Here is a 13457-nt window from a genome sequence, read left to right on the forward strand (position 1 = left end):
TTTTTCACACTTAGTTAGAAGCCGCTTGAACGTTGATTAACCCTTTTCCATAATAGAAAGAGCTGCCAAGCGGTGTTGCTGTGTTTTCTAAGCGCTGGCGAACCTGTGAATTTGTTAGGTTCGGGTTTTTAGACAGAATAAGCGCTGCTGCTCCTGCTACATGAGGAGAAGCCATAGATGTTCCAGTATAAGAAGTGTATCCGCTGCTTGGCACTGTACTTAAAATAGAAGTACCAGGTGCAGAAACATCTAATTCAGGACCTGCGCTAGAAGATGAGTTTCTGACATTGTTGCTGTTCACATTGGCAACAGCTAGCACAGAATCATATTTTGCTGGATAGCCAACTGTACTTGTAGAACCAGTGGAACCTGAATTACCAGCTGCTGCTACAACAACGATGCCGCGGCTGTTTGCTGTATCAACAGCGTTTTTCAGTGCTGTTGAACCGCTTGGACCACCTAAGCTCATGTTGATGACATCCATATTATTGGCTACAGCCCATTCAATACCGCTAATAATCCAGCTGTATTGTCCATCGCCATAGCGGTCTAATACTTTCACAGCATATAGTGAAGCACTTGGGGCGACACCAAGAACACCAATTGTGTTATCGAGGGCAGCAATGGTTCCTGCTACGTGAGTTCCATGTGATTGATAGTCTTGGGTAGCATTTGGCTCTGAAGGGACGAAGCTGGCACCGCCTGCGACATTTAAGTCAGGGTGTGCAGCGTGGATTCCAGTATCAAGGACAGCTACTTTGACATTAGCACCTTTATAGCCTTGAGTGTGTACAGCTGGAGCTTTGATTTGAGGGATTCCATAAGGGACGGTTTGTGCATATGCTTCTGCTTTGTGGTCTTCTTCTACGTAAGCAATGCTAGGGTCATGTTCAAGTTTTTTTGCGGCTTGTTCAGACATTTTCACTTGTGCGGCATTAATGAGACGATATTGTTTTTCTAGTTTTCCGCCATTTTGAGTCACCGCTTGCTTCTTAGAGCTGTTTGTAGTGGCAGAGGCTTTAAAGCCAACAATATAGCTCTTTTCACTATCTGACTTTGAGGTCATCTCGGCATTTGCCATGGAGCCTCCAAACCCTGCTGAAAACAGAAGAGGGACAGCCAATAAAACACTTGTCATCACATTTTTCTTTTTCACGCACATTCCACATCCCTTTTTCTTATTTCAGAATAATCATCCATAGTCTATAAGAATGACCATTTGATTATTCTGTATATTCAGTTTAAGGGAAGTAGGCAAATAAGAGTAGACCCGAATTTTTGTGAAAGTCCTAGCGAAAATTGGGGAATTAAGTCACTTGGAAATGATGGTAAATTATGTTTATTCTATTATTTTAGCGGTAGTCTATTAAAAAGGAAGTGTGCTTTTTTTCTCATGATCCGTTTCTAGATAAATTTTCGAGACCCGAAAGGCCATAAAATAGGTATAATCGTCTAGTCTGTATTTCGAATTTCGATATAAAAAAATATTATTTTATCATTGTTTCTATCATGAAAAAAGAACCTGCTAAGATAACAGGTTCTTTAAGAAGGGGAGGTTTGAGTTAAATGGCTGACCACGTTGTAATCACGGACCTTCCATGTACCATCTGTCCATTCCACATTATTTAAGCAAGCATTGACTAGTCTCGTATTCTGTAGATCCATCTGTTCATCAGCTAAAGTGGTGAGTAAAGCATGAATAGCAGCACCGTGAGCCACGATCAGAACACGTTGATCTGGATAGGCAGCTCTGACTTTCTCAATCCCTTCTAGCATTCGATCTTGAATTGTCTCAAGTGGTTCCATATTCGGATACTGTTTATCTGGAAACAGCTTTTGACGCTCTTCAAGCGACATGCCTTCAGCATCACCGAAATCACGTTCAATGAAATCATCCATGATGACAAGAGGGGCATGAACATGTTTTAAAATCAAGTGAGCTGTTTCTTTTGCCCTTGTTAGTGGGCTGGAAATGACAACGTCCCAATGGACATCCTTTAAATAAAGTCCAGCTTGTTCAGCCTGCCATTTACCAGTGTCGTTTAAAGGGATATCTGTTCGTCCTTGAATTCGTTTCGCTGCATTCCAATCTGTTTCCCCGTGTCTAACTAGGCAAATTTTTGTCAATCAAATCCCGCCTTTTCTATCTTTTCTTCTATTATACTAAAGCAGAAGAAAAAAGACTGGATTAGCGATTTGTTAGGCTTGTTAAGGATTCGACTGAGCTGGCGACTTGAGATACCGTTTGTTTGACTTCCTTCAACTCGTTAAGGAAGGTTTGAAGGTCAATTTCAATTTTTCCGTTTTGATTTTTACTTAAATTCATGCTGCTTACGATATCATCGAAGAGTGAATTGATTTGAGTCATTTTTTCTTTACTGTCTGTCACAAGTAAATTCACGTCCGCAATGTGCTGTGACACAATGGCAATTTGTGAATTGGTATTGTTGACGAGTTCAGATACGGTTGAAACCGTTTTCTTTGTGTCCTCTGATAATTTGCGAACCTCGTTGGCAACGACTGCGAAGCCTTTCCCATGTTCACCTGCTCGTGCAGATTCGATTGAGGCATTTAAAGATAACAAGTTCGTCTGTTCTGCAATGCCTGTGACAATCCCAAAGATTTGTTCAATTTGTTTGGCGATTTCTTCTAAACGCTTAATTTCTGTTTCAATCTTTGTCATGCTGCCATCAATTTGGTTCATTTGTGTTTGTTGAATTTCTAATTCTTTTTTACCGCCGATCGATTTTTCTTCGACCTGTGCTGAAATTTGTGTTCCAGCTTGTGACATGTCCGCCATCTCATCAGATTTTGATACAAGCTTGTCTACTGCACTTGTTGTGTTTGAGAAGAGAGAGGCAAGTGAATTTGAAGTCTCTGTAATTTTTATATGTAGCTCCTTCTGTTGCTCTTCTGCTTCATCACGAATTTTAGAATATTCATTTTGAAATGTATCCAGGACAAGCTGCTGCTCTAAATTTAAGATTTTCGTCGTCGCTTTGACTGCTGACTGATATTCTTTGAAATCTTGGATATGCTGGGCAAATAAATCCATAATCGATAGCAGAAGGTCTTGGAATGCTGCCATATACCATTTAGGCTGAAGTCCAATCCGTAAATGAACTTGTGCGATTTTAATTCGTTTTGCCACATAGGCTTCGTCAACCACACCTGCAAACATTTCGCTAATATGAATACGGAGTGTTTTCTTCAAACGATCGACTGAACTATTGTCTTGAATGATATGCATCAAGGAAGATTCAACCTCTAAATTTTTATAAAATTTATCAACAATATGTGCAATATCATCCTGAACAATTGAATTGAGCTGCTTGAGTATAAATAAATCCTGCTGCGTCAGGTCTATCATTTTAATTTGTTTGGCGATGTCCGTATTATCCGAAAAGTTGATTCGTTTTATCCCGTCATCCTGCTGTGTGAAAAAAGCAGCGTTTTTGTTTTTCGTCTCTTTTTTAAATAACAATGTGTTTGTCCCCCCGTAATCATCACAAATATCAGACTTTATGTTTTTTATCGGATAATAATGGATTTTTTAAAGGGAAAAGGGTGAAATTTTACAGTTCTTTATATGTCATTTTTAGTGGTTTCTTAGCTGGACCTTCTACTACTTCTCCAGTAATAGAAAAACGTGAGCCGTGACACGGGCAGTCCCAAGTGCGGTCACTATTGTTCCAAGCGACTTCACAGCCTAAGTGAGTACACGTTGTATCGACAAGAAAGACCTTGCCATCTTCTGATTTAAAGGCGCCGCATTTTTTATGTTCATACGATACAATGCCGCCTTCGCCAGGTTTTAAATCATCGATTGTTTGATCAGTCCGTTTTAATTTACCACTGATCAGCTTAGCGGCGACATTTGTATTTTCTTTTATAAAATCTTTAACGAATGAGTCAGAAACAAGTCTTGATGGTGTAAAAATCGATTCGTATGGATTTGATTTTCCTTCAATTAAATCACCGATAAGAGTGGCTGCCGCGTGGCTTGTGGTCATGCCCCATTTTCTAAAGCCAGTCGCTACAAAGATATTCTGTTGGTGTTTGGTCAAGCGGCCAATGTAAGGGATGTTGTCCATTGTCACCATATCGTGTGTCGACCAGCGATACAGCACCTCTTCAATTCCAAGTACCGTATCTCCAAATGTTTCTAGTCCTTCATAGTGAGCGGATTCATCTCCGCCTTGTCCTGTTTTATGGCCTTCTCCTCCGATGAGGATGACTTCCTCGCCGTGCAGTTCTGCCGTTCTTAATGAGTGAGCAGGCTTATCAATTCCTAGGTACATCCCGTCTGGGAGAGGCTTCGTCGTTTTGGCTGCAACGACATAAGACTGCTCTGGATGCATTCGGGTGAAATAAAGTCCTTTCCCATCATAAAAAGGAAAGTGTGAACATGAAATGATATAACGCCCGGTCAGATGATGTCCGCTTTTGGTTATGACGGAAGGCCGATTCCCTTCGTTTACATCAACAGCGGTTGTGTGTTCAAAAATACGTACGCCTCGCTCTAGGAGCTTGTCGATTAGCGCATTGAGATAATGAAGGGGGTGAAACTGTGCCTGTTTTGTCATCGCAAGGGCTGCTTTGATGTCAGCGTCAAAAGGAAGTTTTGTTTTCCATTCTCTATCTATCCCGAGCTGTTTGTAGGCATCTAATTCTTTCTTTAACTTTTTTACGCCGCTTTCTTCCTTTGTATAAAGGTAAGCATCTTTTACCTCTAGCTGACAATCGATGTTGTACTCTTTGACACGTGTTTGAATGAGCTCTTTTGCTTTCTCATTTGCTTCTACATACAAACGGGCTTTTGGCATGCCTATCTGCTGTATCAGCTCATGATAGTACACATCGTGCTGTGAGGTGATTTTAGCTGTCGTATGTCCGGTCGTACCTTGTAGCAATTGATCGGCATCAATGATGATCACATCCAGCCCGCGTTCTATCATTTCAAACGCCACAGCGATACCGGTAATACCGCCGCCGACTATAATGACATCTGCTGTGAGATCCTCACTGACAGCAGGAAAAGAATGCTTCTGACTGTCTGCTAGCCATAACGATTTTGCTTGTTCCATTCCTTTATGTTCTTGTTCCATATTGTCCCCTCCAATGACTTGTTGTGTATAATTTTTCCACATTGCTGAAAATCATACATCTGAAAGGAAACAAGCATGCATACATAAAAAAACAGCCAACACATAAAAATAAACAAGATAAAAAGGAAGGAGTGGACTGTTGTGTCAACAAAACAGCCGAAGAAAACATTGCCGCCTCAGCACCAAAATGAACGACCTGGCCTTGAATATAAAATGAATCCTAGACCTGTTTTTGATCGAGAGGTGCCGGATAAAAAATTAGCAGGAAAAACGGCCATTGTGACAGGTGGAGACAGCGGAATCGGCAGAGCAGTCTCTGTCTTATTTGCGAAGGAAGGAGCCAATGTCGCCATTGTTTACTTAAATGAACATCGAGATGCAGAGGAGACAAAGGACTATATTGAGAAGGCGGGAGGCTCTGTCATTTTAATTTCAGGTGACTTAGGGGATGAGGCTTTTTCAAATGAGGTCGTCAAAAAAACAAAAGATGCTTTCGGTTCTATTGATATTTTGGTGAACAACGCTGGAGAACAGCATCCGCAAAAAAGCATAGAACAGATTACCTCACATCAGCTTCTTCGGACGTTTCAAACGAATATTTTTGCCATGTTTTACTTAACAAAAGCTGTTCTTCCTCATTTAAAAAAGGGAAGCAGCATCATTAATACAGCATCTGTCACTGCCTATAAAGGACATGAAACGTTAATCGATTATTCATCCACAAAAGGGGCAGTTGTCACATTTACGAGATCATTATCCTTATCGCTCATTAAGCAAGGGATTAGAGTGAACGGGGTAGCTCCGGGCCCTATTTGGACACCGCTGATTCCATCAACCTTTTCGGAAAAAGAAGTTTCTGAATTCGGCGGAGATGTCCCAATGGAACGTCCTGGTGAGCCAGTAGAGCTTGCGCCGAGTTATTTATTTTTAGCGAGTGAAGACTCCTCTTATATGAATGGACAAATGCTGCATGTAAATGGCGGAACTATTTTAAATGGATAACAAAAAACTTGCGGTAAAGAGACGAGTTGCTGTCTCTCTGCCGCAAGTAAAATCATCATGATTGATGTAAGCAGTGTTCTGCATATTGAGCTGACAGGTCATTGAAGCGTTTTTCATCACGCTGATCCAGTGCCTTATCAATCTCTTCTCTAAGGAAGGTTAAGCGCTGTTTATAAAGCGCTTCATCTAAAACCATTTGAATATAGATGTCTAAAATAGTGACGCCGTTTTCTTCGGTTTTTTGGGTGTTGCGGGACTTCATGAGCTCAGCATACGTTTTTTTCTCTTTCATAAAGAATCCCCCCGATGCCTTTTTTATAGTATATGGATTGGCGGAGAAAAAATCAACAAGAATTTATAATTTTTAGACAATTTATTTTTGAGCAGAATCGACACCTCTTGTCCAATCGACAGGATGTGATATTTCTTTTAAAAAAGTCTTTTCGATAGATCGAATGAACTAAAAAATATGATAAAAAGATAAATTTTAATAAAATTTGAAAAAATCCTGTCGTTTCTTATATGTTGGTGATAGATTAATAGTATCTTTAATAACCAAAAATTAACACAAGAGGAAATAAAGTGTCAGGAATTAGTGAAACACCTTTAGATTCATACGTCATTAACCAAACAACAATGGCGGTCCTTCCAGTTGAAGAAGGAAAACGAGTATATTCAAAAGTCATAGAAAGAGAGACAAGCTTTTACGTTGAATTAAAGCCGATGCAAATTATTGAACGCAGCTGCAGATTTTTCGGCTCTAGCTATGCAGGCAGAAAAGCGGGAACATACGAAGTAACAGGAATTTCCCACAAGCCTCCCATTGTGATTGACTCATCCAATCATCTGTATTTCTTCCCAACTTATTCATCCAACCGTCCTCAGTGCGGCTGGATCTCCCACAAATACATTCATACTTTCCAGGAATCATCCCTCGGAGATACGGTGGTCATCTTTACAAATGAGCAAACCGTTAAACTTGATGTCTCATATAAATCATTTGAGAGCCAGGTGCACCGGACAGCATATCTCCTAACGAAATTTCAAGATCGCCTAGATGGAGGTCTTCCTAAGAAACAAGAGTTTATGCTGTATCCAAAGGAGCAGCAGCTCAACCTTGTATACGATTTTATATTAAGGGAGCTTCGCAACAGATATTAGTCAAAATCCAGCGGTAAAAGCAGCCGCTGGATTCCTTATCTAGCACGGGTTTAGTAAGTCATCCTTTCATTCCCGAAGAAAAAATATTGAAATTCATATAAAAAATTATATAATTTAATTATGAATTATAAATTTTTATATGGTTTAAGGCAGTGAAAGTGGAGATACAAATCATTCCCAAGTCTATTTGTCCCGCTGTCAATATTCATGAAAAAGCATATCTCTTTCAAGATGGTGAAGTAGTAAAAGAGCTTGAGGTTGCTTGTAAAGGTAAACTTCAATAAAACAACTGAAAAGAACAATGGAGTGAAGGAACATGTCAGAAGTGAAACATCAATTACAGCATTATATACCGATCGCCAAAACAATTGCGCAAATGTTTGGCCATTCTTGTGAAGTAGTGATTCATGACCTGACCCAGCCGCAATCATCCGTTATGTTTACGATCAACAATCATGTAACGGGGAGAGAAATTGGTCAGTCATTTGATCATTTGGTCAAGCAGGTTCTTTTGTCAGATGAGTTTGATGAAGATTACTTAGCAGGCTACGAAATCAAAACTGAGGATGGAAGAACCATTAAAGCTTCTACTACACTGCTTCGTGATGAAAAGGATCAGGTCATTGGTGCGCTGTGTATTAATTACGACATGAGTGCAGTCAGTCATGTAAAAAAATTGATCGGTGAGCTTATTCCTGGCTTATCTAATGAGATGCCGGCAAAGCAGCGAAATGAAGACAAGGATTCAATGCAAAGTGTCGATGAAATTGCTGATCGTCTGATCGACCAAATCATTTCTCATCAAAAAGGGTCATTAAAAAAACGGCAAGAAAAAATTGAACTCATTCGTTTTATGGATGAAAAAGGAATCTTCCTTATGAAAGGCTCTGTGGACAAAGTAGCAGAGCGCTTAGGGATATCAAAGGTAACGGTTTACAGCTATTTAGACGAATTGAAAAAAATGAAAGAATCAGAGGAAACAGTATAAAGCATTGAATTTATTAGGGGGATGGCTATGTTAAAAGAAACCTATATTTGTGCTTCCTGTCACGCAGTTTATCCAAGTACACCTTATATTTGGAAATGTAAGTGCGGCGGATTATTGAATATAGAATGGGAAAGACCAGCCTTTTCAAAGGAACAGATTCAAAGCGGGCTACCTGGCATGTGGCGTTATGCGAGCGCACTGCCTTTTCACTCTGAAAGCAGTGTGTGGAAAGATACGACCATGGGAGAAGGAGCGACGCCGCTTGTGCCGTTATCTGAAGAAGACCCGCACACATTTGTGAAAGTAGATTACATGATGCCTACGCTTTCTTTTAAAGATCGAGGTGCAGCTGTCTTGATCGCAAAGGCGAAGGAATGGGGTGTCAAAAAGATCATTGCGGACAGCAGTGGAAATGCAGGAACATCTTTTGCTGCCTATGCAAAGCGTACGCAAATGGAATGTGATATTTTCCTAGGAACAGGCACGTCACCGAAAAAAATCGCTCAAATCAGCGCTCATGGAGCGAATATCCGTATGGTAGATGGAACAAGAGAGGAAGTAGCACAGGCAGCGCAGCTCGCAGTTCAGCAAGAGGGCACGTTTTATGCGAGTCACGTATTTAATCCGTATTTTTATGAAGGAACAAAAACGTATGCTTATGAAATATGGGAGCAGCTTAGCGGCGCGCCGGATACTGTGATCATTCCTGTAGGGAATGGTACACTTTTATTAGGTGTTTACCAAGGATTCTGTGAACTCTTAGCGGAGGGGCTCGTGACGTCTTTGCCAAAAATCGTTGCCGTACAAGCCGAAAACTGTGCGCCGCTTGCACAGGCTTTTCATGAGCAGCGTCTCGATATAAAGTCAGTACAAAATAAAGGAACAATCGCTGAGGGCATTGCGATCGCAGCGCCTGCACGAGCAAAACAAATCCTTCACGCCATCAAGCAGACTGGCGGATACATCGTGACAGCGAAGGAGCAAGAGATCAAGAAGGCACACGCAGCACTTGCGGAAAAAGGGTTTTATGTTGAACCAACAACAGCTGCCAATTATGCTGCTTATTTGAAGCATCAGAAAACTGCACAAGAACGGATTGTGCTGCCGCTATGCGGGGCAGGCTTAAAAGCTGTTTAAATCCAAAGATGGAACACAAGTTGATCTCTCCTTATATGTAAATCATGCAACGCAAAAAGGCGCCGAAAGGGGTCTTTTTATTTTAGAATACATCATGAAGATGAATTCATTGAAACCAAATACATATGTTGCGTCGTCTATCTATTGGTTGTATCGGTAGGAAGCCAATGAAATGACAGGGAAATGTGGATCCTTAGACGTATTTTCATATAAATCACAGAAGTGTCACGATCCGTCTGTTACAATAAAAGAAATTATTTCTTGCGAAGTATTCTTATATGATAAAGGATGCTCATATTTGTCCGATAAGAACGAATGGGATGAAGAAATGGAGGCTCTGTATGAAAAAACAATCGCATTTGGTGCTGCTATTTATCGCAGCTGTGACTTTACTAGCAGCCTGTCAGCAAGCAGGTCAGCCGCCTTCAAAACAAGACAAAAAAGAAGCTGCGTATGAACAATGGGTTCAGTCTTATATGGATGAGTTAAATGAAGCATATGAAAACATGACCGATCAATTTATCTCAGATGGTCATGGAAAAATTCAAACAAATAAAAAATTGACAGAAGCGACGAAAACATTTGATCGTGTGATTCAAAAAGGACTTGATCATCAAGAAGTTCCAGCCGCTTATCAAAAGGCCGATCAACAATTAAAGACAGGACTTGCTTCATTTGAAAAAGGGATCAATCAGGTAGAGCAGCTTTTAAAGCATCCCGATCAAGAAAAGCTGTTTATTTCCGCTACTCATCATTTTCAGGATGGATTGCAGCAGACAGCTGCATTTATTGAAAAGGTAGGTCAGGTTCAGCAGTCATCATAAAAAAGCTTGGAAGATTCACTTCCAGGCTTTTTTTAGATGTGAAGTATTTTCTTTAAACGGTGTATGCCTTCTTGTATCATGTTTTCATCTGTACAGGCAAATCCGAGCAGTAATCCCTTTCGATTGCTTTTAAAACAGTAAGGACTTAATGGATAAATCCCAACACCAGCCGCTTTTGCTGCCTCAATACTCCCTTTTTCATCAAAGTCAGGTGCGCCTTCTAAAAACACATGAAGACCCGTATCGGTTCCATTGATATGGAAGTGTTTATCAAATTGATTCGTCAAAAGGGCTTCCATCATGGCTGCCTGTCTCTTTTTATACAACTGTCTCATTCGCCGGACATAGCGCGTGAACTCTCCTTCTCTGAAAAAAGAAGCGAGTGTGATTTGTTCCATAATGGGCAGCTGTCTTTGAATGAGTGATTGCAGGGCGGCGATTTCTTTCATCACTGCTTTTGAGCCGATAATGGCAGCAAGACGGATGCCGGGTGCCAGCACCTTTGAGAAGCTTAAGATGTAAATTACATGATCGGGTGCTTCTGAAAATAGGGAAGGAAGCGGTCCGCCATGATAACGATAATCTCCATCAAAATCATCCTCTAATATGTAAGACTGATGGCTGACAGCAAACTTCAGCAGCTGCTGCCTTCTGTTTACACTCATACATACACCGGTTGGTCGCTGATGGGAGGGCGTCACAGCAATCAGCTTTGTTCGCTGTGGCAATGTGTTCACCATCATTCCTTCTTCATCTACTGCTGCGGGATGAATGTTCATTTCACGGTGCATAAACGACAGCCTTGCGCCGGGAAAACCTGGATCTTCAACAGCCACTGTATCACCTTTTTTTAGCAAAACCTGCGAAATCAAATCAATGGCTTGCTGTGTGCCGCCTGTTAACACCATTTGATCTTCTTCTACATCGATCCCTCGTTCAACAGATAAGTATTGGCGTATTTCTGAACGTACTTCCCATAATCCATGCGGAGAAGAATAACCCCAATCCTTTATATCTAATCGCTGTAATGCTTTCATCAGCGAACGTTTCCATATGTTTTGAAAGTGGTCATCGATCGCTGGCTCCTGGTGACGAAAATCAATTTCAAGCTTCTCATGAAATTGATTGGCTGACAGCCAATGATCCATTTGTTTTTCGGCCTCTACAAAGTGATGTCTTACTGGAAGTGAGAATGGCGGTTCACTTTGGCGGGGCGTAGAAGCTGTATATTGATCACTTGAAATGACCTTTGTACCGCCTCTTCTCGATGTGCTGACATAGCCTCTTGCCAGCAGCTCATCGTAGGCGAGCTGTACGGTTGATCTTGATACATTAAGCTCCTGTGCAAGCACTCTTGTCGGTGTTAACTGATCGTCAGGAAGCAGTTGTTGTGAATGAATTTTTTGAATGGTCCCAGCTACGATTTGCTGCCAGAGCGGTGTAGGACTTGAACGGTCTAAATGAATATACATCGTGCACCTTCTCTCATTGTGATGTCATAACATGATGATGACACGGAGTTATGGACTGGTCAATAGTGCTATTTTTGGATATGGGAAGTAATCCAATTGGTGTGTACACTGTTCTCATATGCAATGACATAGAGGAGAGAGTCAAATGATCCCAGCATCTAAAGAGGAAACGGCACACCTATCCATCGTCCCGTTTATTTTCGTTTTATTTGGTCTTTTTATGATTACGATCGCTGTGAATCTGCAAGTGCCCCTTTATACGGCATATGCAGAACAAGCAGGGTACGGAAGGGCGGCAACAGCACTAGTATTTGCCGCGTATGTTTTCGGACTGATTCCAGTTTTGCTTTTTCTTGGCGGCATTTCTGACCGAGCTGGACGCAAACCGATTTTATTGGTTGCGCTAAGCTTTTCGTTAAGTGCCACCTTGTTGATGATTGTGCAACCTACCATCCAGATGCTCTTTGCTGCCCGCCTGCTGCAAGGTGTAGGGCTTGGATTAAGTGTAGGAACATGCACCGCTTATTTAATTGCTTTATATCCAGAGAAATCAGGCTGGATTCCAACATTTATTGCACTATGCAGTTCGGTTGGATTTGGAGGTGGTGCTCTTTTTACGGCGCTTCTTTCTTTTCAGCATGTGTCACTCACGCCGCTTAGCTATTGGATTGTGCTGGGCTTTCTGATGCTAACTATTGTGGGGGTCTTCTTTTTTGTACCTCCTGTTCAAGGAGATGCAGGAAAACCACTCATGAATATGCCTAGATTTCCAAAAGGGACCATGCCTGCAAATGCAGCCATTGCTATCGCGTGGTCGGTATGCGGCCTCGTCATTTCGATTTTGCCAGCACAGCTTAAATTAAATGGTTATGAATTATGGGTAGGGCCGGCGCTTTTTTTGATTAATATGACAGGTGTCCTCATGCAGCCCTTTGTGCGCAAAATGAAAAGCAGCACAGCGCTCCTTGTGGGGTTTATCTGTCTTCCGTGCGGATATGGCCTCTTGCTATACGGTGCAAACAGCGGGTCTATCTACCTTGTGCTTGCCGGAACAATGCTGGCGGGTACTGCTTGCTATGGATTTACGTATTTAGGCGGACTTCAGCTCATTGTTGAGAGGGGGAAAAAGGAGGCGGCTAGAGCTGTTGCAGGGTATTACTTGTTTGCTTATTTAGGTCTTGGTATCCCGAGTGTTTTTGTTGGACTCTTCGCTGATATTTACGGGACTCAAAGGGTGTTAATCTTCTTTTTCTTTCTCGTGATATCTGCCTGCCTCATCCTGTTGATCTCAGGTGTCAGGCGGAAAGAAAGGTGAGAGGTCCATCTTTCTCTTTTTTCTCCAATTCGTTTAGAATATAGGCATGAGAGGGGAAGATGAAAATGAAAAAAGTACAGCTGGATGGCGCGGTGTGCAGGTCGCAAGAAGAGCTTCATGAACAGTTGAAAACAGTTTTACACCTTCCTGACTATTACGGGAAAAACCTTGATGCCCTTTGGGACTGTTTGACAGGAGAAGTGAATCTTCCAGTAGAACTGACATGGACGAATTTTCAAGCAAGCAAAGAAGCTCTTGGCGATTATGCAGAGAGCTTGCGTCAGTTGTTTCAAGAAGCGGAAGAAGAACTGAAGGGACAATTTCAATTGAACATTCAATTATGATAAAAAGCAGCCGCTACCGCAGGCTGTTTTTTGATTTTTGGTTCTTGAATGCTTCACTACATTTGTTTGATTTTTTATTGTGGGTTCATAAAAATATGTTGCGTGC

General features: G+C 41.4%; 13 protein-coding genes and 1 pseudogene. 7 read left to right on the top strand and 7 right to left on the bottom strand.

The genetic code is table 11. The annotated features are described in order from the left end of the window. Positions 1–10: 10 nt before the first annotated feature. The 5 genes and pseudogenes from AKG37_RS14835 to AKG37_RS14850 form a co-directional block, all read right to left on the bottom strand. Complete coding sequence (locus AKG37_RS14835) at positions 11–1156, bottom strand: serine alkaline protease SapB (RefSeq protein WP_060699671.1); 1146 nt, start codon at positions 1154–1156, stop codon at positions 11–13. 386 nt (positions 1157–1542) lie between these two features. Further along, a complete protein-coding gene (locus AKG37_RS14840; RefSeq protein ID WP_060699506.1) occupies positions 1543–2127 on the bottom strand; it encodes a histidine phosphatase family protein in 585 nt (194 codons plus the stop codon). 61 nt (positions 2128–2188) lie between these two features. Further along, a complete protein-coding gene (locus AKG37_RS19410; RefSeq protein ID WP_404841197.1) occupies positions 2189–2800 on the bottom strand; it encodes a methyl-accepting chemotaxis protein in 612 nt (203 codons plus the stop codon). 144 nt (positions 2801–2944) lie between these two features. Next, positions 2945–3484: pseudogene (locus tag AKG37_RS19415) on the bottom strand (protoglobin family protein); the annotation flags it as partial. Between the two features lie 91 nt (positions 3485–3575). Beyond that, positions 3576–5108 carry an FAD-dependent oxidoreductase gene (locus tag AKG37_RS14850; protein ID WP_060699508.1) on the bottom strand — a complete coding sequence of 511 codons (1533 nt, stop codon included), beginning with the start codon at positions 5106–5108 and terminating at the stop codon, positions 3576–3578. 141 nt (positions 5109–5249) lie between these two features. Here AKG37_RS14850 and AKG37_RS14855 point away from each other — a divergent pair, with 141 nt between their 5' ends. Next, positions 5250–6110, top strand: coding sequence for an SDR family oxidoreductase (locus AKG37_RS14855; RefSeq protein WP_060699509.1), 861 nt, complete (start codon positions 5250–5252; stop codon positions 6108–6110). 55 nt (positions 6111–6165) lie between these two features. On the opposite strand, the gene AKG37_RS14860 is transcribed toward AKG37_RS14855, so the two are convergent. Continuing rightward, on the bottom strand, positions 6166–6402 hold the full coding sequence (locus tag AKG37_RS14860) for an IDEAL domain-containing protein (RefSeq protein ID WP_008348804.1): 237 nt from the start codon (positions 6400–6402) through the stop codon (positions 6166–6168). A gap of 290 nt (positions 6403–6692) precedes the next feature. Here AKG37_RS14860 and AKG37_RS14865 point away from each other — a divergent pair, with 290 nt between their 5' ends. The 4 genes from AKG37_RS14865 to AKG37_RS14880 all read left to right on the top strand — a co-directional run bounded on the left by AKG37_RS14865 (position 6693) and on the right by AKG37_RS14880 (position 10220). After that, on the top strand, positions 6693–7271 hold the full coding sequence (locus AKG37_RS14865) for a competence protein ComK (RefSeq protein WP_060699510.1): 579 nt from the start codon (positions 6693–6695) through the stop codon (positions 7269–7271). A gap of 316 nt (positions 7272–7587) precedes the next feature. Then, positions 7588–8259: a helix-turn-helix transcriptional regulator gene (locus AKG37_RS14870; RefSeq protein ID WP_060699511.1), complete on the top strand. Its 672-nt coding sequence runs from the start codon at positions 7588–7590 to the stop codon at positions 8257–8259. Between the two features lie 27 nt (positions 8260–8286). Next, complete coding sequence (locus tag AKG37_RS14875) at positions 8287–9396, top strand: threonine synthase (protein ID WP_060699512.1); 1110 nt, start codon at positions 8287–8289, stop codon at positions 9394–9396. Between the two features lie 341 nt (positions 9397–9737). Then, positions 9738–10220, top strand: coding sequence for a hypothetical protein (locus AKG37_RS14880; protein ID WP_060699513.1), 483 nt, complete (start codon positions 9738–9740; stop codon positions 10218–10220). Between the two features lie 32 nt (positions 10221–10252). Here the strand turns inward: AKG37_RS14880 and pdxR are convergent, their stop codons facing one another. Further along, a complete protein-coding gene (gene pdxR, locus AKG37_RS14885) occupies positions 10253–11692 on the bottom strand; it encodes a MocR-like pyridoxine biosynthesis transcription factor PdxR (RefSeq protein ID WP_060699514.1) in 1440 nt (479 codons plus the stop codon). Positions 11693–11837: 145 nt separating this feature from the next. Here pdxR and AKG37_RS14890 point away from each other — a divergent pair, with 145 nt between their 5' ends. Then, positions 11838–13007 carry an MFS transporter gene (locus tag AKG37_RS14890; RefSeq protein WP_060699515.1) on the top strand — a complete coding sequence of 390 codons (1170 nt, stop codon included), beginning with the start codon at positions 11838–11840 and terminating at the stop codon, positions 13005–13007. 65 nt (positions 13008–13072) lie between these two features. Then, the gene (locus AKG37_RS14895) at positions 13073–13351 is read left to right on the top strand and encodes a barstar family protein (protein WP_060699516.1); all 279 of its coding nucleotides are present in this window, start codon (positions 13073–13075) and stop codon (positions 13349–13351) included. Positions 13352–13457: the final 106 nt, after the last annotated feature.

Source organism: Bacillus australimaris (assembly GCF_001307105.1).
Lineage (GTDB): Bacteria > Bacillota > Bacilli > Bacillales > Bacillaceae > Bacillus > Bacillus australimaris.

What these genes read in the sequence shown, in the direction of transcription:
- AKG37_RS19410 (WP_404841197.1), bottom strand. Translation starts at nt 2,800, where the DNA reads ATGGCGGACATGTCACAAGCTGGAACACAAATTTCAGCACAGGTCGAA.
- AKG37_RS14850 (WP_060699508.1), bottom strand. Translation starts at nt 5,108, where the DNA reads ATGGAACAAGAACATAAAGGAATGGAACAAGCAAAATCGTTATGGCTA.
- AKG37_RS14860 (WP_008348804.1), bottom strand. Translation starts at nt 6,402, where the DNA reads ATGAAAGAGAAAAAAACGTATGCTGAGCTCATGAAGTCCCGCAACACC.
- AKG37_RS14870 (WP_060699511.1), top strand. Translation starts at nt 7,588, where the DNA reads ATGTCAGAAGTGAAACATCAATTACAGCATTATATACCGATCGCCAAA.
- AKG37_RS14875 (WP_060699512.1), top strand. Translation starts at nt 8,287, where the DNA reads ATGTTAAAAGAAACCTATATTTGTGCTTCCTGTCACGCAGTTTATCCA.
- AKG37_RS14880 (WP_060699513.1), top strand. Translation starts at nt 9,738, where the DNA reads ATGAAAAAACAATCGCATTTGGTGCTGCTATTTATCGCAGCTGTGACT.
- pdxR (WP_060699514.1), bottom strand. Translation starts at nt 11,692, where the DNA reads ATGTATATTCATTTAGACCGTTCAAGTCCTACACCGCTCTGGCAGCAA.
- AKG37_RS14890 (WP_060699515.1), top strand. Translation starts at nt 11,838, where the DNA reads ATGATCCCAGCATCTAAAGAGGAAACGGCACACCTATCCATCGTCCCG.
- AKG37_RS14895 (WP_060699516.1), top strand. Translation starts at nt 13,073, where the DNA reads ATGAAAAAAGTACAGCTGGATGGCGCGGTGTGCAGGTCGCAAGAAGAG.